This is a genomic window from Lysinibacillus sp. fkY74-1, assembly GCF_053165895.1.
Genome location: NZ_CP170173.1, coordinates 2,158,448 through 2,180,894, shown reverse-complemented (window position 1 = coordinate 2,180,894; position 22,447 = coordinate 2,158,448). Strand labels below are relative to the sequence as shown.

The 22,447-nt window shown below is 37.8% G+C and carries 26 protein-coding genes and 1 pseudogene; 11 read left to right on the top strand and 16 right to left on the bottom strand.

Annotation, left to right across the window (positions count from 1 at the left end):
- Positions 1-128: 128 nt before the first annotated feature.
- On the top strand, positions 129-1,307 hold the full coding sequence (locus ACE1MS_RS10605) for a Ger(x)C family spore germination protein (protein WP_012294374.1): 1,179 nt from the start codon (positions 129-131) through the stop codon (positions 1,305-1,307).
- 28 nt (positions 1,308-1,335) lie between these two features.
- Here ACE1MS_RS10605 and ACE1MS_RS10600 read toward each other — a convergent pair whose 3' ends face one another.
- Complete coding sequence (locus tag ACE1MS_RS10600; RefSeq protein ID WP_012294373.1) at positions 1,336-1,896, bottom strand: AAA family ATPase; 561 nt, start codon at positions 1,894-1,896, stop codon at positions 1,336-1,338.
- Positions 1,897-1,992: 96 nt separating this feature from the next.
- On the opposite strand from ACE1MS_RS10600, the gene ACE1MS_RS10595 reads away from it, so the two are divergent.
- On the top strand, positions 1,993-2,298 hold the full coding sequence (locus tag ACE1MS_RS10595; RefSeq protein WP_012294372.1) for a hypothetical protein: 306 nt from the start codon (positions 1,993-1,995) through the stop codon (positions 2,296-2,298).
- A 32-nt stretch (positions 2,299-2,330) separates the two neighbouring features.
- Here ACE1MS_RS10595 and ACE1MS_RS10590 read toward each other — a convergent pair whose 3' ends face one another.
- From ACE1MS_RS10590 to ACE1MS_RS10580, 3 genes are all read right to left on the bottom strand, one after another.
- Complete coding sequence (locus tag ACE1MS_RS10590) at positions 2,331-3,359, bottom strand: serine hydrolase domain-containing protein (protein ID WP_012294371.1); 1,029 nt, start codon at positions 3,357-3,359, stop codon at positions 2,331-2,333.
- Positions 3,360-3,570: 211 nt separating this feature from the next.
- Positions 3,571-3,987: a GNAT family N-acetyltransferase gene (locus ACE1MS_RS10585; RefSeq protein WP_281486481.1), complete on the bottom strand. Its 417-nt coding sequence runs from the start codon at positions 3,985-3,987 to the stop codon at positions 3,571-3,573.
- A gap of 112 nt (positions 3,988-4,099) precedes the next feature.
- Positions 4,100-4,234: a hypothetical protein gene (locus ACE1MS_RS10580; RefSeq protein ID WP_257216129.1), complete on the bottom strand. Its 135-nt coding sequence runs from the start codon at positions 4,232-4,234 to the stop codon at positions 4,100-4,102.
- Between the two features lie 186 nt (positions 4,235-4,420).
- On the opposite strand from ACE1MS_RS10580, the gene ACE1MS_RS10575 reads away from it, so the two are divergent.
- Positions 4,421-4,951 carry an N-acetyltransferase family protein gene (locus ACE1MS_RS10575; RefSeq protein ID WP_447402947.1) on the top strand — a complete coding sequence of 177 codons (531 nt, stop codon included), beginning with the start codon at positions 4,421-4,423 and terminating at the stop codon, positions 4,949-4,951.
- Positions 4,952-5,002: 51 nt separating this feature from the next.
- On the top strand, positions 5,003-5,275 hold the full coding sequence (locus tag ACE1MS_RS10570; protein ID WP_036168217.1) for a hypothetical protein: 273 nt from the start codon (positions 5,003-5,005) through the stop codon (positions 5,273-5,275).
- A 62-nt stretch (positions 5,276-5,337) separates the two neighbouring features.
- Here ACE1MS_RS10570 and ACE1MS_RS10565 read toward each other — a convergent pair whose 3' ends face one another.
- Positions 5,338-5,808: a GNAT family N-acetyltransferase gene (locus ACE1MS_RS10565; protein WP_281486482.1), complete on the bottom strand. Its 471-nt coding sequence runs from the start codon at positions 5,806-5,808 to the stop codon at positions 5,338-5,340.
- 185 nt (positions 5,809-5,993) lie between these two features.
- Between ACE1MS_RS10565 and ACE1MS_RS10560 the strand changes: the two genes are divergently transcribed.
- The 3 genes from ACE1MS_RS10560 to ACE1MS_RS10550 all read left to right on the top strand — a co-directional run bounded on the left by ACE1MS_RS10560 (position 5,994) and on the right by ACE1MS_RS10550 (position 7,696).
- Positions 5,994-6,203, top strand: a complete 210-nt coding sequence (locus ACE1MS_RS10560) for a YjcZ family sporulation protein (RefSeq protein WP_031418153.1) — start codon at positions 5,994-5,996, stop codon at positions 6,201-6,203.
- A gap of 706 nt (positions 6,204-6,909) precedes the next feature.
- The gene (locus tag ACE1MS_RS10555; RefSeq protein ID WP_257216131.1) at positions 6,910-7,032 is read left to right on the top strand and encodes a hypothetical protein; all 123 of its coding nucleotides are present in this window, start codon (positions 6,910-6,912) and stop codon (positions 7,030-7,032) included.
- Positions 7,033-7,354: 322 nt separating this feature from the next.
- Positions 7,355-7,696 (top strand): hypothetical protein, encoded by a 342-nt coding sequence (locus ACE1MS_RS10550; protein WP_031418152.1) that lies wholly within the window; start codon positions 7,355-7,357, stop codon positions 7,694-7,696.
- Between the two features lie 844 nt (positions 7,697-8,540).
- Here ACE1MS_RS10550 and deoD read toward each other — a convergent pair.
- On the bottom strand, positions 8,541-9,248 hold the full coding sequence (gene deoD, locus ACE1MS_RS10545; RefSeq protein ID WP_031418150.1) for a purine-nucleoside phosphorylase: 708 nt from the start codon (positions 9,246-9,248) through the stop codon (positions 8,541-8,543).
- 111 nt (positions 9,249-9,359) lie between these two features.
- Positions 9,360-9,578 carry a YozE family protein gene (locus ACE1MS_RS10540; protein ID WP_447402946.1) on the bottom strand — a complete coding sequence of 73 codons (219 nt, stop codon included), beginning with the start codon at positions 9,576-9,578 and terminating at the stop codon, positions 9,360-9,362.
- A gap of 247 nt (positions 9,579-9,825) precedes the next feature.
- Between ACE1MS_RS10540 and ACE1MS_RS10535 the strand changes: the two genes are divergently transcribed.
- Complete coding sequence (locus ACE1MS_RS10535; RefSeq protein WP_031418148.1) at positions 9,826-11,667, top strand: methyl-accepting chemotaxis protein; 1,842 nt, start codon at positions 9,826-9,828, stop codon at positions 11,665-11,667.
- 218 nt (positions 11,668-11,885) lie between these two features.
- Here the strand turns inward: ACE1MS_RS10535 and msrB are convergent, their stop codons facing one another.
- The 5 genes from msrB to ACE1MS_RS10510 all read right to left on the bottom strand — a co-directional run bounded on the left by msrB (position 11,886) and on the right by ACE1MS_RS10510 (position 15,409).
- The gene (msrB, locus tag ACE1MS_RS10530; RefSeq protein ID WP_012294357.1) at positions 11,886-12,314 is read right to left on the bottom strand and encodes a peptide-methionine (R)-S-oxide reductase MsrB; all 429 of its coding nucleotides are present in this window, start codon (positions 12,312-12,314) and stop codon (positions 11,886-11,888) included.
- Positions 12,307-12,840 carry a peptide-methionine (S)-S-oxide reductase MsrA gene (msrA, locus tag ACE1MS_RS10525; protein WP_012294356.1) on the bottom strand — a complete coding sequence of 178 codons (534 nt, stop codon included), beginning with the start codon at positions 12,838-12,840 and terminating at the stop codon, positions 12,307-12,309. The genes msrB and msrA overlap by 8 nt, the downstream gene beginning before the upstream one ends.
- 12 nt (positions 12,841-12,852) lie before the next feature.
- Positions 12,853-13,434, bottom strand: a complete 582-nt coding sequence (locus tag ACE1MS_RS10520; protein ID WP_012294355.1) for a YpmS family protein — start codon at positions 13,432-13,434, stop codon at positions 12,853-12,855.
- A 4-nt stretch (positions 13,435-13,438) separates the two neighbouring features.
- Entirely contained in the window at positions 13,439-14,368 is a 930-nt protein-coding gene (locus tag ACE1MS_RS10515) for a GDSL-type esterase/lipase family protein (RefSeq protein ID WP_227256843.1), read from the bottom strand.
- Between the two features lie 198 nt (positions 14,369-14,566).
- Entirely contained in the window at positions 14,567-15,409 is an 843-nt protein-coding gene (locus ACE1MS_RS10510) for a DegV family protein (protein ID WP_031418146.1), read from the bottom strand.
- A gap of 274 nt (positions 15,410-15,683) precedes the next feature.
- Between ACE1MS_RS10510 and trhA the strand changes: the two genes are divergently transcribed.
- Positions 15,684-16,319 carry a PAQR family membrane homeostasis protein TrhA gene (trhA, locus tag ACE1MS_RS10505; RefSeq protein WP_031418145.1) on the top strand — a complete coding sequence of 212 codons (636 nt, stop codon included), beginning with the start codon at positions 15,684-15,686 and terminating at the stop codon, positions 16,317-16,319.
- 124 nt (positions 16,320-16,443) lie between these two features.
- On the opposite strand, the pseudogene ACE1MS_RS10500 reads toward trhA, so the two are convergent.
- The 3 genes and pseudogenes from ACE1MS_RS10500 to ACE1MS_RS10490 all read right to left on the bottom strand — a co-directional run.
- A pseudogene (locus ACE1MS_RS10500) lies at positions 16,444-16,709 on the bottom strand (IS5/IS1182 family transposase); the annotation flags it as partial.
- Between the two features lie 254 nt (positions 16,710-16,963).
- Positions 16,964-17,458, bottom strand: a complete 495-nt coding sequence (locus ACE1MS_RS10495) for an HIT family protein (protein WP_099805169.1) — start codon at positions 17,456-17,458, stop codon at positions 16,964-16,966.
- Between the two features lie 59 nt (positions 17,459-17,517).
- Positions 17,518-17,994 (bottom strand): dihydrofolate reductase, encoded by a 477-nt coding sequence (locus tag ACE1MS_RS10490; protein ID WP_012294348.1) that lies wholly within the window; start codon positions 17,992-17,994, stop codon positions 17,518-17,520.
- A gap of 161 nt (positions 17,995-18,155) precedes the next feature.
- On the opposite strand from ACE1MS_RS10490, the gene ACE1MS_RS10485 reads away from it, so the two are divergent.
- The gene (locus tag ACE1MS_RS10485; RefSeq protein WP_031419847.1) at positions 18,156-19,073 is read left to right on the top strand and encodes an alpha/beta hydrolase; all 918 of its coding nucleotides are present in this window, start codon (positions 18,156-18,158) and stop codon (positions 19,071-19,073) included.
- 62 nt (positions 19,074-19,135) lie between these two features.
- On the top strand, positions 19,136-20,332 hold the full coding sequence (locus ACE1MS_RS10480; protein WP_036161571.1) for a class I SAM-dependent rRNA methyltransferase: 1,197 nt from the start codon (positions 19,136-19,138) through the stop codon (positions 20,330-20,332).
- A gap of 86 nt (positions 20,333-20,418) precedes the next feature.
- Here ACE1MS_RS10480 and ACE1MS_RS10475 read toward each other — a convergent pair whose 3' ends face one another.
- Complete coding sequence (locus ACE1MS_RS10475) at positions 20,419-22,407, bottom strand: S9 family peptidase (protein ID WP_447402945.1); 1,989 nt, start codon at positions 22,405-22,407, stop codon at positions 20,419-20,421.
- Positions 22,408-22,447 lie beyond the last annotated feature (40 nt).

The window sequence follows — 22,447 nt, the reverse complement described above, 5'->3', positions numbered from 1 at the left end:
TCGATTTATTTTACCCCAAGGTTTAATAGACAATTAAAACATATTGAATTACCCTACTTTTTTTTATAAAAACACCACCTTTTGTCCAAGCTATTATTATAAAATAGCTACTTGAGAGTGGAGAAACCATGAAAACAACCTTCAAATTTATAGTGATGATTTTTCTTACAACCCTGCTCGCAGGTTGCTGGGATATTACAGAGCCACAAAGAATGTACTATATCAATGCAGTCGGTGTTGATTACGTTAATGATGAATATGAGGTCTATTTACAAATTATTAATTTTGCAGATGTCGCTAAATCCATTCAACCCAGGTCAAATACTGAACCTGCTGAAATTGGTCATGCCAAGGGAAAAACCATAGAAGAAGCTATCTACAAATTGTACCGATCGTCTGACCAGCAAATTTTTTGGGGGCATATGAGATATATTATCTTCTCAGAGAGAGCCATGGAAAATGAGCGGTTTATCCCAGTTATTGATACGTTTATTCGCTTTCGAGATACAAGATATCAAATTTGGATGTATTGTACAAAGGAATCAGTGAACGATGTCCTCCTTGTCTCACCAATATTAAAAAATTCACTGTCTTCTTCAAAACTAAGTAACCCAATCAACCCAACAGAACAAGAAACGTTTATTGAACCAAAAAATTTACGAGAAATCGTTATTGGGTTAAATGAGCCAAACCACGAAGTGACTGTACCTTATGTCTCCATCAAAAAAGATTGGCAAACGGTCGATGAAAAGGTAGAAGAAACGTATTTTTCAGGTGTCGGTATTTTGTCGAAAGACGGCGTAAAAGGTTTTTTGAAGGACGAGGCTGCTAGAGGTAATCAATGGATGCATAATTACACAAACCGAGGTGAAATCACCTTTAAATTAAGAACTGACGGTAACGAGGAGTTGACCGTTAGTATTAATAAATTACAAGTAGAAAAAATACCTATTGTAAATAAAGAGGATGTTTATTTTGATGTGGAATTAAAACTTCATGCAACCGTCCAAGGCTTTAAAGGGAAAGTCAGCGAAAAGGAATTGAAAAAGCAAATTATTCAGGAAGTGAAAAAGGAAATCAGAGAAACCTATACGGAGGGATTAAAATTAGATGTAGATATTTTTCGATTATCAGAGGTACTCTATCGAGATAACGTCAAAGCATGGAGAAAAATAGAAAAAGAAGGAAAAATCCCTTTACAAGAGAACTCTATTCGTAAAATATCTATTGATGTTCAGCAAATAAATCCAGGACGCAAAACGTTTTCAGAAATCATTAAAGTTAAAAGACAGGGTTCTCCTGAATAAAAAACGCTTGGGAGCCAAGCGTTTTTTTTTATAAGTGAAATTGCTCTTGGACTATTTTTGCTACATCTTCCGCACTTAAATTTGTGCTGTTTATCTTTATATAGTTTGGGAATTGGATTTCGTCCTCTAAAGAGTTCAATCTGTTTTTCTCTATTGAGGTTAACAAGTCATTTTCAGACCAAATAAGGTCCCTTTTTGAAGGCTTATGCTTCAGTCTATTCGAGCCTTTATTGCGATGCAGTCTTTCTTCTAAAGCAGCCTCAAGCTCTACATAGTATACCTTGCCCCCTTTGGATTCAAAAAGCTCAGTAACCCCCTTTACATAATCCCAATCGTCTTGAACATCGAACGCCCAAACAAATGTGAAAATTAATCCATATAAATGACTAGCTGAAACTTCTTTGAAAATCTCCTGTCGAAATAAATTGACTAATCTCTTCCCCTCTTTCGTACCGTAGTCAAAGAAATGACTAACTAAATCAATTGTCATATGATTATGAAATAGCTTTAAATTAGTTATTTTGGCTAATTCCTGCCCAACTGTCATTTTCCCAACAGCTTGAGGACCAAATATAAGGACAAATTTCATTTGTTACCTCCTAGAAAATGCTCTTAATTTTTGAGTATAAAATAATTTTCACAGCAAATAATAGTTGTAAATAGTTCTAATCGAGGTGAAAAATAAATGGAACATTTCCCACTAATACATACGAACTTTTGGGATGCCGTCATCGCTGTTCCAGTGGTGATGATGCTAACACAGTTGATGAAAAAGCTATGCCATATTAAACCTTTTTGGGTTCCCTTCATCGCTTTAGTTATCGGCTTACTTATTTCCGTCTTCATCAGCCATCGCCACCACCTGTTAGCTGGCTTGTTTATGGGCTGGTTTTATGGCTATGCAGCTATTGGTAGTTATGCTTCCTTGAAAACCTCTTATATTACATATAAGCAGAAAAAACTAAAAAAACAAAATCGGTTTTCCCCTTAGATTTGTTAGGGACTACGTACAATTCAAAGTTCTTAAATTAAAAATAACCCCTCTTCTATCCCTCTCATCATATCGATTGCTCCATTTGATTGATTGGAACAGATCACTACCTTGAAAGAGGATTCTGGATAATATGCCGAGTGGAAGCATACTCCAGGATCGTACCCCATAACATGATATTTCAAAATAGATTGATGACTATTTTTCTTAATCCAGATGCCATGTCCATAACCACTACTTTCACTCATTTCTACATGTGCTAATAGAAGTTGCTTCGTTAAAGCTTCATTTAGTAGTTCAAAGTTCATCAGAGCATCCCATAACTTCGCCATATCACCTACTGTGACAAATGCTCCCCCATCAGAACCACCTTTGACAGGTAATGAGTAGATATTTGTTTTCCATGTACCATCTGCATTGTCGATATAGCCTAAGGCCGTGTTAGAAGGTAGAGCGTCCAATGAGAAATAGCCAGATTCCGTCATCTTTACACGATCAAAAATAAATTGTTGAATGTAATCTGAAAAGACCATACCTGATATATGCTCAACAATTAATCCTAATAAAATATAACCTGCATTATTGTAGTGAAATCTAGCACCTACTTGATATTTCATAGGACGATTTTGGAATAAAGGTAAAAAATCACTCAATGTTCGAAGCTGATACATTGGATTTTCAATCCACAACTCTTCAAAATCATCCATTTCCTCCTCATCAAAATAATCTGATATCCCTGATGTATGCGTCAGTAAATGATTAATCGTTATTTCCTTATCAAAATGTGGAAATGACTGATTGAGACATTCACATAGTTTAGTGTCAAAAGAAAGTTCTTCTTGTTCTATTAGCTGACAAATAGCTATTGCAGTAAAAATCTTACAGCCAGAGGCAATACCAAAACGAGTTTTTGCATGATTTTTGATTTCCTCAGAACGATTTGCATACCCAAAACTTTGGTTGACTACGATACCCTGCTTTGGATTCTCTACAAGCACGGTACCTGAAAAATTAATCTTCTGTTGAATGTCCAGTATGATGTTATCTAAATTTGTATTCATCCATTTTCTCCTAATTTAATTAAATTTTTTTAAATAACTGTTCACTACCGCACCATAAATTTCCCCATAACGATGACGTTTCACATTGTTCTCTCTTAAGGATAAGGTAAAGGGACCAATTACTAACACTCCGAAAATTTTTAATAGATGCCGCTCCTTTCTTCCCTATGTAGATGGATAATTTATGATGTATTTAATTGAAAGCTGTATGCTAAAATGTAGGACCCGTTAATAGGCAGGCAAACCGCTCCACACCTGGGTATTTTTCTCCTAAACTTGTCATGTGAAATCCTATCTTTTTATAAAAAATCACAGCATCTCTATCCGTTTCGGCATAAATGGAAGAAAATGAATGATGATGGTGAATAGACTGAACCATCCTACGCCCAATTCCTTTCCCACGATGCGCTGGCGATACGGCTATATGTTTAATGACACACGGATGTGCATCACCTATTTCAATTCCTATACAGCCAACAAGTTCTTGATCCATGTAATAGCCATATAATTTCCATGCCAGGGAATGTACATACAAATCATATGCCTGATCCACCTTTGCTTTGGATGTGGCATAGGATAATAATACTTTCACTGCGGGTTGAATAGGATAAGATTGAATAATTTCCAATGCACTCTACCTTTCTATTATGGTTATACAGATAGACCTTGTTTTATTTCATAAAAGCGTTGGGATGGATGAATTATCCCTACTCCCTTAATAAGGATATAGTCGAGGCATGTTATACGTTGTTTCTTTTTTTCCACAACACTAAAACAAACATTAGTAGAAATAAAAAAGTCATGCCGATCATAATCACTGAAAGTGGATCAACAATCATAAAATAGCTGTCTCTTACCTGATAGCTGCTACTCATGGTAAACCTCCTATTTCATAAGTGATATGTAAGTGTTTCTTATTCTTGTACCAAGAAATAACGAATGATTGCGGTGTTTGTAGGTTTCTGCACTAATTTGCACGATACGTATCTCCTATTTTATATTATCCATCCAAATAATGGTATGTTATATTACTTAAAAGATAGATTATGGGAGGGTTCATAATGAAAATTAGAAAGGCAATCGTCGAAGATGCTACAGGTATTGGGACAGTACATGTCGATAGTTGGAGAACAACCTATAAAGATATAATTCCAGATGAATTTTTAGAAAAATTATCTTATACACAACGAACACTTTTATGGGAACGTCATCTCGAAGATCTTACTAAATTTATACTTGTAGCTGAAAATGACGACGGAGATATTATTGGCTTTTCTTCTGCGAGTCAGAGGGAAACAGCACCTATTCCCAATTCCATTTATTTAGAAACACTCTATCTCCTAGAAGCCTATCAAGGGAAAGGTCTAGGTAGGCTTTTATTGAAAGAACTATTTCTTTTCTTTCAGCAGAAAAACTATTCCAAAATATATGTAGAGGTGTTGGCTGACAATACATCAAAATATTTCTACGAACATTTTGGCGCAAAGCTTTTAACAAGCCTAGACATCAATATTGGGGGCAAAGTAGTAGAGGAGCTAGTTTATGAATGGGATGATGTCAATAAAGTAATAGAACTATTATGGGATGCATAAAAGCACCCAAATGAATTAGCAGCCTTTAACTACAGATTGGGAGGGTTGAAATTGGCGATTGGCGTAGTTGTTATTGCTTTGGTGTTAATCGTATCTATTGTTTTCATTATATGTCTGGGTAAATCGAAGAAAACAACATTCATTATTTGGGGAATCACTTTAATGGTAGTCATAGCACCACTGTTTGCCTGGGTGGTTTCTATTTTGTATGGCATAAAAGAAGGCGACGGTTTTGCAGCAGTAGGACTCATGGTCATCTTGTTCCCCTTTTTATTTCTCATTGGGCTGGTTATACTTCTCGTCGGTGTATTCAAAAAATTTTAATATATACCACTCCTGTTTATATTTTACTTCTTTAAAAATAAACAGGAGTAAAGTTAGAATGCTTAAATTAAAATCTTCTCAAAGCTTAGGATAACTTTATCTTCGTAAATTCTCTCGTCAAACTGTATAAAACCAAGCGAAGTCCAGAAGTTGACAGCGCCTTTATTAGTAGAATGTACTGCGATATGAATACAGTTTGCTCGTTGACTTCTCATTAATTCCTCGTACATCATGTATATTTTTTTGGCATATCCTAAACCTTGATATTTTTTATGGACCGCCAATAGACTGATCCAAGGTTTTTGATGACGAGGGCTTAACATGCCATAATCCAAAATAGCTAGAAAGTCATCCCCTTTTTTTACCAAGTATCTTTCAACCTGTAATTCTTCTGTTTCTTCATGTATAGCTAGAATATCCTCATTCCCAAGAACCTTTTGATCATAGGCGATTAAATTATATGCCTGATTTGAGTTCATAATATCCTTTTCGATTTCCACGAATGTCCTATCATTTTTATGAAAGGTAAACATTTTTTATTTCTCCTTTTCTTTTGCTAATTTTATAGTACCTCAAATTGGAGTACATTGGCGTTTATTTATGTATCCAGGATAGACCTTATTCTATCCGTGACTCTTTTTTAGCTGACATTAGACGAATACCCCACTCCCTTCAATGACAAATTACATACTATAAATTGAAGAAAGGAGAGGTTTTCATGGGATATTACGGAAACGTAGGAAATGCAGGATATTATGGTAGTGTAGGTAATTACAATTGCTGTTACAGCGGTTATGGTAATGAGTATAACATGGGCTACTGCATGGACCATGGCAAAGGTAATAGTTCAACATTTGTCTTAATCGTGATTCTATTCATTCTACTCATCATTGTTGGCGCAACATTCATGCAAAAAGAAGATTGCTAATCATTAGTGATAAGAGATAACTATAACTTCTTTTGTCAATCACCCAAGGGTCCTTTACAGCCAGGTGGCCCTTGGATTTTCACTAAGAAAAAAAAGAAAAACAACCGACTAACATTTGTCGGTTGCTTCACAAATTACGATATTAGTCTTGAATAGCTGGCTCTAATGCGACAACCATCATGTCGTTGAATTACTTGTACTTTTTTAAAGAACAGGATACTTCATGAATGTTGATTTAACAACATTCTACCTTTAAAATACAACTAAAATTGTTTACCTTTTTATTACGTTAACTAAATATAAGAGGTTGGTCGCTTTTGGTCACCGAAAGTCGACTGCTTTTAAAGGAGACTGCCAGTAAAAAGGTGGTCTCTTTTTAATTGCCCCAGAACTTGTAGGATTGCTTCTGTATTTCAAAAAGATATTTACCATTTCACCACTATCTTATTCATCGCATCATAAGTGGTTTGCTTATGCCACCAGTTGCCTTTAGTCAAGTAACCCCGATTCCGTACTGTGCTGTTTTTGCCCCTATAACCATTTCTGCTCGCATTTTTTTGATGGTGGTAACCTTTGTATCTCAATTCGAGCTGTAGCGTGTGAAGACGCTGAAGCTTTCTCTTTTTCAATCGTAAATTTGAAACCTTTTCCATTTGCATCCGTAAATTAATTACAACACTTTTTCTTTATAATAGGAGGTATTTAAATGGACTCTTTTGCACTTATGGCTTTTTCTTTTGCTTGTTTGTCATTTGTCTTTGCTATTTCAGCTGATTCTAAAATCAAAAAATTAGAAAAACGTATCGACGAACTCGAAAGAAGCCAGTAATTTCTTTAAAGCATACATACATAATAGGCTTATAGAGCGATGTATTTTAATCGCTCTATTTTGTTTATTCCTCAATATGTCCGTTTTCTTTTGATCTCTCCATATTATATTTTGCAACTACTAGGGTATTTTGTCTTTTTATATGGATTCACCTATGTTTATAGATTCACTAATAATACATTTTCTACTAAACAATTCACACTTTACCTTTGTTTTTAAAGAAACTTGATTAATAAGTCTATAGAATGTAGAAGCGTAATGCATATTATGAAAATGTAATCTGCAGATTATTAATCTTAAGTTAAAAGGAGGTGAAAATTACATGCCTTTAACTACTGGTCCAATTGAAAATACAGGAAATCTACCAGCTAATGCCTCTAGCGTTCGTATCAAAGTTCTTAATCTTACTGGAGGTTTATTAACAGGAGTAGTAAGGGTTTTCAGACTAAACGGCACGAGACAGTTATTATCAACAACTCCTTTTGCTGCTAATGCCAACGCTTCTACATTTGTAACTCCAAGTGTGAGTGGTTCTGCTCAATATGAGGTTGAAATTGTTCCTAATCAAACTGGAGGATTATACAGTGTGTACGGTCGAACAGCTTCAGGTGTAATTATCGATGCCCAACGATTTGTAAATTCAGAATTAACGCAAATTCTTTAATTTTATAAATCTATGCTTAAAAACGTGTGAGCCTTATTAACAGGCTCTTATTGTGGACTAAAGGTATAAAGAAGTGCACTCTTTATACCTTTAGTTATTTTTTAGCCCTTTCATTTTTACTTATGGCAACGCGACTCTTTCTTTTTGATGGTCAATCGCCTCACCCAGCACTTGATGAAATTCTTTCATTTCTTCCATACTTAATCCCCGTTCCGAACTTAACCTCATCCTCTATATTCCTGTTATCATCCAGCATAAATTTTGAAATAGCAACATAAAAAAATTCCATCCAATTGATTAGTCTCAACCCGCAAAGAACAACCTTCACCCATCTTTTACACTCCTGTTTAGCTGCATGTGGTGAAGAAAAACAGGAGTGTAAATAGTAGGAGCCTATAGTCGTGAAATTTCAGCAGACGAAAAAGAATATATTCAAATAGTAATGAATGGCGATTTCGATCCTTTAATTACTAAAACAGAAGGAAAAGCAAACGAAGTACAACAAGACTATAACAATCTTGCATTAGCATACGAAAAATTCAATGGTATAGATGAAGACCTACCGAGTGTATTCACAACAGCTACTCAACTAAAATACGTTTACGTAGTTGAGAGACTTGAGAAGATAAAATATATATCAGATGAGATTAAAGAATGTTAATGAATTAAAAATTGTAGCACAAGATAAAGAGGAAGAGTGGAGTTAATACCTATAGTCACTTAACTATGAAAGATAAAGAAAAAGCAACCGACTACTTTAACTCCATTTTACAAAAATGGTCGTTTTTTGGTCGGTTGCTTTTATTAAGGTATTTCATACATGTTGAAAACGCTGTTATATCAACTAGTCTTGAATAGCTGCCTCTAATGCGACAACCATCATGTCGTTGAATGTTGTTTGACGTTCTTCTGAAGTTGTTACTTCACCTGTAATGATGTGGTCACTTACTGTTAGAACAGAAAGTGCTTTACGGCCAAATTTAGCGGCTAATGTGTAAAGAGCTGCTGATTCCATTTCTACAGCTAGTACACCGTATTGTGCTAATTTTTCATTTTGATGCTCATCTGAGTAGAATAAATCTGCTGTGAAGATATTCCCTACTTGTAAGTTAAGTCCAGCATCTTTCCCTGCGTTATACGCTTTCAATAATAGGTCAAAGTCTGCGATTGGTGCGAAGTCGATAGCTCCACCCCAAATGATTTGGTTCATACGTGTATCAGATGTTGCTGCTTGTGCTAAAATCACGTCACGCACTTTCACATCTTTTTGAATTGCACCACAAGTACCTACACGGATTAATTTTTGAACATCATATTCTTGCATTAATTCTGTCGCATAGATTGAAATAGATGGCACACCCATACCAGTTCCTTGTACTGAAATACGTTTGCCTTTATACGTACCCGTATAACCAAACATATTACGTACCTCGTTGTAGCAAGTTACATCCTCTAAAAATGTTTCCGCGATGTATTTTGCACGAAGTGGATCTCCTGGAAGTAAAATTGTGTCAGCGATTTCACCTTTTTTTGCATTAATATGAACACTCATACTGCAATCCCTCTTTTCTGTCAGTTATCACTATAAATAATACTGTGTTTCTGTCATTTACGCAATGCTAGACGTCTAGCAACTAAAAAATTATTTATAGTTTTCGTACAATTATGCCTGTCCCTCATATAATTCCCACAAATGATCAAAAGCTTCAATTGTTAAATTTTCTGTAGCAAAGGATTCAATGTAGTTGGATAGTTCGTTAAAGTCTGTGCTTTGCTTTGGAAAATTATGCTCATGAAACATTTCCTCTGCAAACCGTACCTTAGGGTCTGACCAGTCGCCTCCCCGAAATGTTAGGACATATAAATAAAAACTTTTTTTCATCACACAATTTCCCCTTTTCTTGCATTTACTTTTCGATAGTGTATCAGAAAAACCGTTATTCGTCATAATTTCCACTACTAAGATATATTACCTATCCAAGGTTTTAGCACTATTTTCTTGGACAATCCTGACTTTTGTCACAGCTATAGCTATCAGAAAAATTTAAATTTTTAGAAAAAATAATAGAAATATCTAGTAAAATAAGATAAAATGGAAATCGATTACTAAAAATTAGGAAGGTGATGCGATGAAAAAGACTAAGAATATTCATGATGCAGCAAAAAAACGCCCGACTCTCTTCACTTTTAGCTTTTTTAAGAGAAAGAAAGCTTCTATACAAGAGAAAAACGGGATCAATCCCCGTCCTAATAGAGTAAAACGACAACGTTTTTACCATTTAATTAGAGGAAAAGTGCTTATGATGTTCGCACTTCTTATTGTAATTAATGGTGTAATGGGTATATTGTCTTATGTCAATATACAGAAGCTTCAGCAGGAGATGGAGGATTTCACTAAGAAGAATGTCTTAGAGCAGTTAACAGTAAATCAACTTGCGTATGAGATTGCAAGGCTGACGAATTTGGAACAAAGTTACTTAATTACAGGTAATGGCATTTATTCTACTTCATATCATTTGAAAATTGATACTATTAATAAAAAATTAACGGCTTTAAATGAACAATTTCAGGATCGGGAAGTTGAGCTTGGTCATATACAGGCTATTGACCAGTATTATAGAAATTACTTGGATTATTCAAAAAAAGTGATGACTATGCGTGATGAACTTGGTCTTGAGCAGGCCCGTAAGCTTATGATGGGGGCTACTGGGGAAACAATGAAAACCCATATTGATAATAATATTGAATCCATAAATATTGTAATGGATGAATCGAATAAAGCTAAATTAGACAAGCTTAATCAACAAGTAAACCTTTCGATCACTACATTCTTTATCGTATCTATTATAGGGTTTTTAGCCATTGTTATGTTTGGTTTTATGCTCTTTAAATCTTTGAAACGTAATACACAAGCGATTAATGACTCCATCCTTGATATTGCTCAGGCAGGAGGCGATTTGACGAGGCGTGTGAAAGTGCGAAATCATGATGAATTTTCCATTATTGCTGCTTCCACAAATACGTTGATTGAATCCATTTCCAATTTAATTCGACGTGTAAGTGAACTGGCTGATCATGTATCAAGCAGTAGTCAGGAGCTCATGTCGCTAGCAGATGAAAATGCTCGTACCATTCAAGATATTGCGGATGCGACTGCAGATATTGCAAGCGATAGTGATAATACCATTTCTAGTATGAATAGTGCACAACAAAAAATGAGTGATTTAGAGCACTCTATGCATCAATTGAACGAACAAGCCAGTGCCGTACATCGTGCCTCTATAGCCATGCAGCAAGCAGCCGATGAAGGAAGCCTTTCTGTGGAGCAATCTTCGCTTGTTATGCAATCAATCGAAGAAACTATGGCTTCCACAACATCCACGGTCGAGGCTTTAGGTCGTAAATCTGCCGACATTACATCAATCATTGGTACCATTACAGCCATTTCCGAGCAAACAAATCTACTAGCTTTAAATGCAGCGATTGAAGCGGCTCGAGCTGGCGAGCATGGTCGAGGCTTTGCCGTGGTAGCGGATGAAGTTCGAAAACTAGCTGAGCAATCCCAAAGTGCTGCCAAGGAAGTAACTGCTATCGTGACATCTATCCAAGATGAAGTTACATCTATTATTGCTCAAAACCATGAAGGAGTCACTACGGTCATTCGAGGCGTAGAAGTAACCAATGAAACCAATCAATCTTTGGCCAACATTTTATCGCATACACAAGAAACAACAACGATAATTGCAGCCATGGTGGATAAAATTGCATCTACACTTGACTTTAGCAATGCCGTAGCGAGCGACTTCATTCACGTCAATGCCTATGCTGAGCAGTCCGCGGCTAACACCGTAACATCCGCAGCCGCTGCCACGCAGGGCTCCGCTTCCATGCAGGAAATCAACGCGGCTGCCACTGAGCTTGCTCAACAAGCTGACAGCCTGCGAAATCTAGTAGGAGCATTTAAAGTTTAAGTTTTTTCTAAACGTTATTGTAAATTTAAGAGGGAATCCTTCCAATGAAAGGATTCCTTCTTATTTTTTGAGGAGGAGATGCTTCAATATGGCGAGGTGTGAATCAGCCAAGGTCAGAGGTGCTATCCGCTCGTTCTATCCTCACTTCACACATTCTATCCTCTACTTAGTTAATGCACAAAAAAACCTAGCAAGGTCGCTCTTGCTAGGATGATATTTTATTTGAATAATGATAGGAATTGGCCGTAGCCTTCTTTTTCTAAATCTTCTTTTGCTACGAAACGTAGGGATGCTGAGTTAATGCAGTAGCGTAAGCCTCCTAGTTCACTTGGGCCGTCTGGGAAGACATGTCCTAGATGGGAGTCTGCTTCTTTACTGCGTACCTCTACCCGACGCATACCGTGGGAAGTGTCGAAGTGTTCAGTTACTTCTTCTTTTTGGATGGGCTTTGTAAATGCTGGCCAGCCACAGCCTGAGTTGTATTTATCCAATGAGCTGAATAGTGGTTTCCCAGAGACGATATCTACATAGATGCCCTCTTCAAAATGCTCATCAAACTCATTACGAAATGGTGGTTCTGTCCCATTTTCCTGTGTCACATAATATTGCATGTCTGTGAGTTCTTTTAAACGTTGTTCTTTATTCATGTTTGTTCCCCCAGTGATGCTCTTGAAACGCTCGGCGACCACTTCCAACCGAATAGCGTTCATAGTGCATTGGATTTTTCTTATAATAATATTGGTGATAGTCCTCAGCCGGGTAAAATGTGCTAGCAGGTAAGATTTTCACCATGATCGGTTTATCAAATTTTCCAGAGGCTTCTAAATCAGCCTTTGAACGCTCTGCTAGTTGACGTTGTTCTTCATTATGATAGTAAATGGCTGTTGTGTAGGATTCGCCACGATCGTAAAATTGGCCTCCTGCATCTGTCGGGTCTATTAAGGTCCAATAGATGGATAGTAGTTGCTCATAACTATAAAGGTCATCATCGTATACGATTTGCACGGCTTCTACATGTCCGGTAGTTTCTGAGCACACTTGCTCATAAGTTGGATTGACAACATGTCCACCTGTATAGCCTGATAGCACCGACTCAATGCCAGGTGTTTCGTCAAATGGCTTGACCATACACCAAAAACAGCCTCCTGCAAATGTTGCATATTGCTTTGCCATTCATTTCACTCCTTATTCACCAGGAACAATAATTTCTAATAAAATTTTGTCATTTGGTAAGTCTAATTCTTTAGCACGGACACGTGATCCTGATGCTATGTTAATTCGCGATAAATCAATATAGATTTCTGCTTTATTGGGGTTCACGGTAATCCAAGAAGGGAATTCCACCGAATCCCGCATAATTTTCATGGTCGTCTCCGGCGGAATGTTTAATAGCCCGACATTCATTCCCGTCTGCTTTAAAATAATATTGCCCTTGTCATCCACAATTGGATCAAAATTCATGGAAATCGGGATTTCCGTATAAAACACGGTAAGTGTGCTTCGTAATTGAATATCATCGCCGATTGTAAAATCAAGTGGTAAAGGCGAGCCTTTTGCTGCATCCTTTAAATATTTTTTGGAAATCGATTCTAATTCCTTTGTTGTGGTTTGCACCACGAGTACATTCCCTTTGCTTTCACTTTCACCTGCTGAACTCTTCGCAACATCGACTCCATCTACTGGTCTAGTTGCTAAAAAAACGACGAGGAGGATTGCAAAAAGCACTGTGCCTGCTAAGGCGAAAAACGCGACTTTCCATTTATTCATTTTGTCACTCCTCGAAGCCTATTGCCTTGTTAATCTTTTCTTCCATACCACACTGCTCCATTGCTGCTAGTATACGTTCTGTCATTTTTTCATATCCCTTTGCATTGGGGTGGAAAAAATCTGTATGATAGACGAGCTCTTCATTTGAATCAAATAAATCCTCCACCGATACGTAGCATGCATTGGAATCTTCGCTCGCTACTTCCTCAATCACATTATTCCATTCTGTGATAATTGTATCGAATTCATTCGCCTCATTGGTCACAATCGAAAATGGATTGTAGAATCCAATGAGTAGGATAGGCACTGTCGGATTTTTTGCACGAATTCCTTCCACGATTTTGCTATAGCGCTGCTTATAGGTCCGCAATTCTTTATCGAATGCGTCACGCTTCAGATTAAACAAATCCTGTTTAACCACTTTCATGACATCATTGCCACCCATTGTTAAAGAAATGAGCTGCGCTTGCTGCAACTCTTCATCATAATGCCCTTTTTTCACTAATTTTAGTAGCTGATCACTACGTCTGCCCCGTTTGCCACGATTATCAACATCCACCTCGGAAATCGAAGGCCACGTAAGCAATGAATCTGCTAATCTTCCTACATAACCGTCTTGACTATACTCATCACCGACACCATCTGTTAATGAATCTCCCAGTGCCAAGTAATGCAGTTGCTTTGCATTTTCTTCATCAATTTGCGATAAATCCTCTGCTGATGGCTCAAAAAAATGTTCAAAAATTTGCGTCAGCATATTCTTGGAGGTTTTTTCCTCTTCTACTGTTTGTTGCTCATCCTGCGTCATATCTTGCTCCGTTTCTGCTTGCTCGCCGTCAGGCTCTGCTTGCGGATTCGGCTCATCGATTGATATTGCACAACCACTTAGTACTAAGACGATCAAACATGACAACATAAATCGCCAAATGTCCATTTGACCACCTTCCATCCCTTTCTGTACCTTCTATTATAGAATAGTTCATACCCTAATGAAAAGTGACTTACCCTCTGTTCTCCATAATTTTGTGTTGTTGTCAAATTTCCTCTTTTCCAAATGCCGAACAAGCATCCAGCTAAAAGGTAAAAAATGAAAAAAAGCCACTACATTTACTTATGTAGTAGCTCCTCACTATTATTCTGCAAAATAAATAAATCCGATTGCACCTGGTCCAGTATGTGTCGAAATAATTGGGGATGTAAAGGCAATTTCAACTTTATCAAAACCAGTTCCTTCGATTAACTCTTTTAATGGATTACCCATTGTGATGAGGCCATCTGCATGAGAAATACCGACCGTTTTAACTGTTTTCCCAGCCGTATCTGCTTGGAATTGTTTAAATAAGTAATTCACAACCTGTTTATGGCTACGAACCTTGGAAACAGGATTGTAAACGCCACCCTCTAGGTTAGCAATAACTTTGATGTTTAGCAATGAGCCGATAAAGCCCTTTCCTTTACCAATTCGACCGCCTTTAATTAGATTCTCAAGGGTATCCACAATCACATACAAATGTGTGTTTGCACGTACTTTATCCAGACGGGCCACGATGTCCTCAACCGTTGCTCCAGCATCGCGCATTTTTATAGCCTCACGTAGCTGGATAGCTAGACCAATTGCAATAAAGCGTGAGTCAATCACAGTCACATCGGCGTCTGTCATTTGAGCTGCTTGTCGTGCTGACTCCACCGTGCCACTCATACCACCTGTCATATGGATGGATATAATTTGATCGCCATCTTTGCCTAACTCATCATATAATTCCTTAAATTTCCCTGGTGCAGGCTGCGAACTTTTCGGCAAATTTTTAGCATTTTTCATTAAGCCTAAAAAAGGTTGTGGCTCTAAATCCACACCATCTATATATGTTTCACCATCAATTTGAATTGTTAATGGCACGATATGTATGCCATGCTGTGCTACTTCTTCTTTAGTTAAATCACAAGTTGAGTCCGTTACTATATGAATTCGTCCCACTTCGACACATCCTTTTACTTCATTAAAATTTATTATATAGACTAATGAATCATTATGTAAACATGACATTTGTCATTAGGTTAAGCCTTGATTTCTTTAGAATGTAAACGCTACCTTTGATACTATAGCGTTTCCTTTAACTCTTGTCTATCAAAGCCCCTAAAAGAATATGACAGCCTTATGACATTTTTGATATGAAATATATGACAAATGTAAATGTTCATATATAAATTATTGGGGTATAGTAAATACATGAACGAAAGGAGTGTTGTAAATGATTGATTCATTTGACTATAAATCTTGGAAGGAAGAGCTGTGGAATGCCATTACACACGGTATTGGTTTTCTTGCAAGTATTCCAGCACTAGTTGTTTTACTGGTTACAGCTGTGCAAACAGGAAATGCTCTACATATTACTACTTTTAGTATTTTTGGCACCTCTGTCATCATCCTGTTCCTAATGTCCACACTGCTACACAGTATGCCAGAAAAATATAAACACTTTTTCGCTATTTTGGACCACTCGTCCATTTACATTTTAATTGCTGGTACGTATACGCCGTTTTTATTAATTGCCGTTGGTGGCACATTAGGTTTGACTTTGTTATGTATTATTTGGACATTGGCTGTCCTAGGTGTTCTTTTTAAATGTTTCTTCATCAATCGTTTTGAAGTCCTATCTTTAATATTTTATATTGGCATGGGCTGGTTAATCATTTTTGCTATTAAGCCCGTTTATCTATACTTAGGCTTTTACGGCTTTGCTTTATTGCTAGCGGGTGGTCTGTTTTATACGATTGGTGCCATCTTTTATGCTTGGCGCTCTCTCCCTTATAACCATGCAATATGGCACCTCTTCGTATTAGCTGGCTGTGCCTCTATGTACGCTTGTGTATACTTCTATTTATAAAAAAAGTCGCTCCCTTCATAAGAGGGCACTGAAAAACTTATGTTTTCATAAAAGCGAACCTTTTTCAGATAAAAATAAGGCACTTCTTGTTCAATTTTGAACAGGAAGTGCCTTATTTCTGTCTCACTGGATCTTCTGTTGCCATATCCAAGACTACTAGGTCGACGTCTGATACATCATTCATCGCTTTTAATAATAAGTACTTAATCATGCGAATTGGAGGAATGGTATTACGTCCATTATCTAAACAATATTTTGTTTTTAGCTCTTCTAAAAAAAATGAAAATTCAACAAGTTCATTGACCTGGCGAAGCATGTTATCTTTTGGCACAACAATATCATAGATTGCCATGTATGGACTTAAATTAAGGGTTCCTGATTTGAAATCATTGGGGCTCCACCTACATATTCATTCTTTTATGATAAAGGAAAGTGTGACTAAAATAATAGTATGATACATTGCGTTGTTTGCAGAAGCATCGCTCGACTCCTGCGGGAAAGCGAGACAGACGAGACCCCGCACGATGCGAAGCGTAGGAGGAGACTCGGCGCTCGCCCGCGGAAAGCGAGCGGAATGCTTCGGAAAACAACAGTAGAGTCACAGTGCCAAATGAAAAAAAGATGGACTTTTTCAGTGCCCTTCTTCACAAGGAGCGATTTTTTATGGAATCTCTTAAAAGCTTAATCGAGTCCCTTACTTCTTTTTCATGCTCCTCATTATTCATATTTTTCCTGGCATGAAGTAACACGGGCCTCAAGGATTCAACGGATCGCCCGAATGCATTCATCCATTCATAGCGGGGCACCATCCAAATGTGGAAATGATGAGTCGTATCTTCGTTGTAAAAATAATAAACGTATGCTATGCCCAATACTTCCCTTTGAGCTTGTCTTATTTTTGTTAAGAGATGGATGTAATCCAGTTTTTCGTCATTATTTAATTCATCCAAGCAATGAATATGACGCTTTGAGGCTACTATAACTAATCCCTTTATTGGATAAGCTATATCCTGATGGGCGTGAAAATAATCCGTTTCAATTAGAACACCCCCATTGGGCTCGATTTGTCCACTTATGATTGCACAGCTCAAGCAATCAACATAAACATTTTCTCCACTCGATAATACTATGTTGCGCATCAATATCTCCCCTAAATATAGAAGTAGCACGGTCTAGCAAAACCGTGCGTCTCTCCATGTTATTTACGTTCAAAAATTTGATATTGGAATGTATAGCCTTCTGAAGCTGTTTCAGGCTGTTCAGCAGCAACCTCTACAAAATCCTGCTCATAGCTTGGGAAAAAGGTATCGCCCTGAAAAGAATGATTGATTTTCGTAATATATAAGCGATCTGCTATTTCCATCGATAAACGGAAAATTTGCTCGCCGCCAATAATCATAATTTCCTGTACATCCCCTGCCATTGTTATTGCTTCTTCTAGGCTTGTCACAATTTCAATGCCTTCTGCACGATAATTTTCATCTCGTGTAATAACAATATTACGACGTCCTGGTAGTGGACGACCAATGGATTCAAACGTTTTTCGGCCCATAATCATTGGCTTGCCCATTGTTTTGTTTTTAAAATACTGCAAATCTCCAGGTAAATGCCAAGGCATTCCGTTATTATACCCAATTACATGGTTGTCATCATGTGCCACAATTAAAGAAATCATACTGTCCCTCCAAATACTTTCTTCCCTTTTATTATAAACACAATTCAATCATTTCACCTCTTTTATAAAAGATTTTTCTTTTTCTACAATTAAATCCTAGTAAAATTATATGAATAGTTTATAATATAAGATATAAACGTCAAGATAAAGGAATGATGAGGATGACTACATTAAGAAAAGAAGCTGTTCATTATATTCAAGCTCAGCATGGTGTGACACCTTACTATCAAGTCACACCACAGGAAGCTCGTGCGATGCGGACGGTTATGCCATGGCAATCCGTACACAAACCAACACTTGCGTCCATACAAGAACAAGCAATTACAGTGCGTGATGGTGCTCAAATTACACTACGACTCTATATCCCCATTCATCACCAACCATTACCGGTTATTGTCTATTATCATGGTGGTGGCTGGGTATATGGTAATTTAGAGTCAGTTGATGCTGGCTGTCAGCTATTAGCAGAACAAGCACAAGCTATTGTCGTTTCAGTAGATTATCGTTTGGCTCCAGAATTTCCTTTTCCAACTCCATTACAGGATGCCTACGATAGCTTAGTATGGGTGCATGACCATATCAAAGCATTTGGCGGCGATGCTGCTCAGTTGACGGTTGCTGGGGACAGTGCCGGCGGAAATTTAGCAACGGTCGTGACCCACTTAGCTGCTTCTTCGGGTGGTCCGTCTTTGCAAGCACAAGTACTCATTTATCCCGTTACGAATGTAGATTTCACGACCGTTTCCTATCAGGCTTATGGTGAAAATTTCGGCCTCGATAAAAAAGGTATGCAATGGTTTTCTCAGCACTATACAGAGGAATCCAACTATGCGAATCCATTTGTATCTCCTCTACAACTTGAGGATGTAAGCCATATGCCTAAAACCCTCCTCATTGCAGCAGAGGCAGATGTACTCTTTGACGAAGGTTTAAGTTATGCCCAAAAACTGGCGGACGCAGGAGTACCTGTAGAGCATATGACCATGTCTGGTTTGATTCATAGCTATTTTAGCAAGATGCATTATTTTGAAGAGGCGACCATCGAAACAGTGGCAAAAATTGCTGAATTCCTGAAATAAGCTTGGCTATCCCGTCCAAACAGTGCGATAATAGAGCAAAACGTTTTTTAAAGGATGACAACATGACACAAACAATTGCCCTACAAATAAAGCAGCCTTTTGCTGATCAATTAAAAAAAGGCTACCCATTAATTTCAAAAGATGCGGTGGATGCACGACAACTCCCTTCCGAGCAAGGGACACTACTTAAGCTGATGGATCACCATAATCGTTTTATTGGTACAGGTTACTTCGGTATTCAAAATAAAGGGATTGGCTGGGTCTTGACGACTGATATCAATGAAACCATCGATAAAGCTTTTTTCATTAAAAAGTTCAAAAAAGCCATACAACTCCGAGAAGCATTTTTCCAGAATGAACATACAACAGCCTTCCGTGTTTTCAATGGTGAGGGTGATGGCATTGGTGGCCTAACGATCGATTTCTTTAATGGCTACTATATGGTGAGTTGGTATAGCGAGGGTATTTACTCATTGAAAGAAGTCGTTTATGAGGCGCTTGCTGAAACCATCAACTACCAAGCTATTTATGAGAAAAAACGATTTGATGGTAAAGGCCAATATATGGAACAGGATGATTTTGTTATGGGGACTCCTGGCGAATTTCCAATTTTGGTCAAGGAAAATGGGATGACCTATGCAGTACATTTAAATGATGGTGCGATGACAGGGATTTTTCTTGATCAACGGGAAGTACGATTAGCTATTCGTGAGCGCTATGCAAACACAGCCAATATGCTTAATACCTTCTCCTACACAGGGGCATTTTCAGTAGCAGCCGCGCTTGGAGGAGCTATTAAAACAACAAGTGTTGATGTTGCGAAGCGCAGTTTAGCCAAAACAATTGAGCAGTTTAGCGTCAATCAAATTGATTATGAAGCCCAGGATATAAAAGTAATGGACGTTTTTCATTATTTTAAATATGCACAGCGTCACGCATTAAAATTTGACCTTGTTGTCTTAGATCCACCTAGCTTTGCTCGTACAAAGCAAATGACGTTCTCAACGGCGAAGGACTATCCAAAATTACTAAAGGATACAATTGCGATTACAGCCAAAAATGGTATTATTGTGGCTTCTACAAATAATGCAAGCTTCGGTATGAAAAAGTTTAAAGGATTTATCGACCAAGCATTTAAAGAGACTCGTACACGCTATAAAATTGTAGAGGAATACGGTTTACCAAAGGATTTCCGTGTGCCTCGTGAATATCCTGAATTTAATTATTTGAAGGTCGTTTTTATTCAAAAAATCGACTAACTGATCTAGAATCACACTTTGCTGTGATTCTTTTTTTCGATAAAAAAGGCTTAAGAAGTATGTTCACTTCCTAAGCCACCTCTTTGTTAAAGTTTTTCCACAAACCAATCTCGTATATATTCCAGACGATGAATTCTTAATGTTGGTTTTCCGCTTCTTGACAGTTCATGATTCGATTCAGGGAAGCGGACGAATTTTGTTTCTTTCTTACGATATTTCAAGGCGATAAATAATTGCTCCGCCTGTTCAATCGGACAACGATAATCTTTTTCACCGTGTAAAATGAGCAACGGTGTTTCGACATTGTCTACATACTTCAATGGAGAATGATGCCATAGCTTCTCCATATTATCGAGCCCTGCTTGTATTTGCCAGTCTGTAAAGTAATAGCCGATATCACTCACACCTGCAAAGCTAATCCAGTTTGAAATTGAGCGTTGTGTAACTGCTGCCTTAAAGCGGTTCGTATGCCCAACAATCCAGTTGGTCATAAAGCCACCATAGCTCCCACCTGTTACACCTAGTCGATCCTGATCAATGAAATCATAGTGCTCTAAAGCATAGTCCACTGCAGCCATTAGGTCTTGATAGTCATTGCCACCATAATCACCACGTACTGCATCCACAAACGTTTGTCCGTAGCCATGACTTCCGCGCGGATTTGTATACAGCACCGTAAAGCCTTGAGCAGCTAGGATTTGGAATTCATTGAAATAAGTGTTGCCGTACATCGCATGTGGACCACCATGGATTTCAAGAATAAGAGGATATTTCTTCCCTTTTTCATAGCCCACTGGCTTCATGATCCAGCCATTGACCTTCCAGCCCTCAGCTCCTTCAAACTCAATACTCTCAGGAACAGCTATCTCTCTCGTCTTTAAAACTTCTTCATTGACGGTTGTCAACCGTTCTTTTTCACCCGTCTTTAAGTTGACGTAATATAAATCGCCCGGATTTGTTGTCGTACTTATTGCGACAACTGCTTGGTCATTTTGAGCATCTAATGAAAATCCATAAACATATTGATCATCGTGAATAGCTGGATAAATCTCTCCATCCACATTACCAAAATAAATTGCCGCATTGCCGTGATCTGTTACTTGGAAGTAGAAACTATGATTATCATTCATCCATTGCACAGGTGGAGCTGCTACCCCTTGCAGGAAATCACCGATGACATAGTCACCGACAGGGGCATCAAATTCACTTGTGGCACAGTTTAGCAGATTTTGTTCCATATCATAAATCCATAGCTTCGCTTGTGTGGCATTTTCAAACTCACGTTTTCCCCCAACGAAGGAAAGGAAGCGGCTATTAGGAGACCATGATGTTTGGTAATAAGAGCCAATTCCCTCGGTTACCTTGCGACTCTTTTTTGTTTCTATATCTAATAAGTAAATATCCGCATTAAATGAAAAATCTAAATCCTCTGCTTGATCTGCTAAGTACGTAAGATAGTTGCCATCGGGCGACCATGTACTCAGATGGCAATGCTTGTTCCCTTCTGTCATTTGCTCTAAGTCACCAGATTTTAAATCGACAATAGCGATGTGGGTATGCTGGTCCATATCCGTAAATCCACCAGCATCTGATTTATGTTTCATCTTATCGATTTCTAGCGGCTTTAGTTCTTTTTCTTCTTTCTTGTCATCTTCAGCTTTATCTAGAATAGTTTCATCTTTACCGAGCATAACGGAAAAGGCAATTTTCTCTCCACATGGAGACCAGACAGGCGTTGACGCACCGTTTTTACAATACGTTACTTGTTTTGCCTCCCCACCTGTTTTCGAAAGCACAAAAATTTGCGGCTTGCCTGACCTTGTAGAAGAAAAAGCAATTTGACTGCCATCTGGCGACCACACAGGAGAGCTTGTCCGATAGTCACCATATGTCCATTGCTGAGGACGTTTGTCTTTTAAATTTATATAAAACAAATTAGATATATAGTCCTTTTTCTTCTCATCAATACGTGTCTCTACATAAACTACCTCAGTCCCATCAGGTGAGAGCTGTGGATCTGCCACTGATTTCAAGCGATAAAGATCCTCTGGTTGAATCCCTTGTTTAGATGTCATGTTCTTGCTCCTTTGTATTGTCATTTTCTATGCTCTACTA

Coding starts and splice junctions, on each gene's coding strand:
- ACE1MS_RS10605 (WP_012294374.1), top strand. CDS start 129: ATGAAAACAACCTTCAAATTTATAGTGATGATTTTTCTTACAACCCTG.
- ACE1MS_RS10600 (WP_012294373.1), bottom strand. CDS start 1,896: ATGAAATTTGTCCTTATATTTGGTCCTCAAGCTGTTGGGAAAATGACA.
- ACE1MS_RS10595 (WP_012294372.1), top strand. CDS start 1,993: ATGGAACATTTCCCACTAATACATACGAACTTTTGGGATGCCGTCATC.
- ACE1MS_RS10590 (WP_012294371.1), bottom strand. CDS start 3,359: ATGAATACAAATTTAGATAACATCATACTGGACATTCAACAGAAGATT.
- ACE1MS_RS10580 (WP_257216129.1), bottom strand. CDS start 4,234: ATGAGTAGCAGCTATCAGGTAAGAGACAGCTATTTTATGATTGTTGAT.
- ACE1MS_RS10575 (WP_447402947.1), top strand. CDS start 4,421: ATGAAAATTAGAAAGGCAATCGTCGAAGATGCTACAGGTATTGGGACA.
- ACE1MS_RS10565 (WP_281486482.1), bottom strand. CDS start 5,808: ATGTTTACCTTTCATAAAAATGATAGGACATTCGTGGAAATCGAAAAG.
- ACE1MS_RS10560 (WP_031418153.1), top strand. CDS start 5,994: ATGGGATATTACGGAAACGTAGGAAATGCAGGATATTATGGTAGTGTA.
- ACE1MS_RS10555 (WP_257216131.1), top strand. CDS start 6,910: ATGGACTCTTTTGCACTTATGGCTTTTTCTTTTGCTTGTTTGTCATTT.
- ACE1MS_RS10550 (WP_031418152.1), top strand. CDS start 7,355: ATGCCTTTAACTACTGGTCCAATTGAAAATACAGGAAATCTACCAGCT.
- deoD (WP_031418150.1), bottom strand. CDS start 9,248: ATGAGTGTTCATATTAATGCAAAAAAAGGTGAAATCGCTGACACAATT.
- ACE1MS_RS10540 (WP_447402946.1), bottom strand. CDS start 9,578: ATGAAAAAAAGTTTTTATTTATATGTCCTAACATTTCGGGGAGGCGAC.
- ACE1MS_RS10535 (WP_031418148.1), top strand. CDS start 9,826: ATGAAAAAGACTAAGAATATTCATGATGCAGCAAAAAAACGCCCGACT.
- msrB (WP_012294357.1), bottom strand. CDS start 12,314: ATGAATAAAGAACAACGTTTAAAAGAACTCACAGACATGCAATATTAT.
- msrA (WP_012294356.1), bottom strand. CDS start 12,840: ATGGCAAAGCAATATGCAACATTTGCAGGAGGCTGTTTTTGGTGTATG.
- ACE1MS_RS10520 (WP_012294355.1), bottom strand. CDS start 13,434: ATGAATAAATGGAAAGTCGCGTTTTTCGCCTTAGCAGGCACAGTGCTT.
- ACE1MS_RS10515 (WP_227256843.1), bottom strand. CDS start 14,368: ATGGACATTTGGCGATTTATGTTGTCATGTTTGATCGTCTTAGTACTA.
- trhA (WP_031418145.1), top strand. CDS start 15,684: ATGATTGATTCATTTGACTATAAATCTTGGAAGGAAGAGCTGTGGAAT.
- ACE1MS_RS10495 (WP_099805169.1), bottom strand. CDS start 17,458: ATGCGCAACATAGTATTATCGAGTGGAGAAAATGTTTATGTTGATTGC.
- ACE1MS_RS10490 (WP_012294348.1), bottom strand. CDS start 17,994: ATGATTTCTTTAATTGTGGCACATGATGACAACCATGTAATTGGGTAT.
- ACE1MS_RS10485 (WP_031419847.1), top strand. CDS start 18,156: ATGACTACATTAAGAAAAGAAGCTGTTCATTATATTCAAGCTCAGCAT.
- ACE1MS_RS10480 (WP_036161571.1), top strand. CDS start 19,136: ATGACACAAACAATTGCCCTACAAATAAAGCAGCCTTTTGCTGATCAA.
- ACE1MS_RS10475 (WP_447402945.1), bottom strand. CDS start 22,407: ATGACATCTAAACAAGGGATTCAACCAGAGGATCTTTATCGCTTGAAA.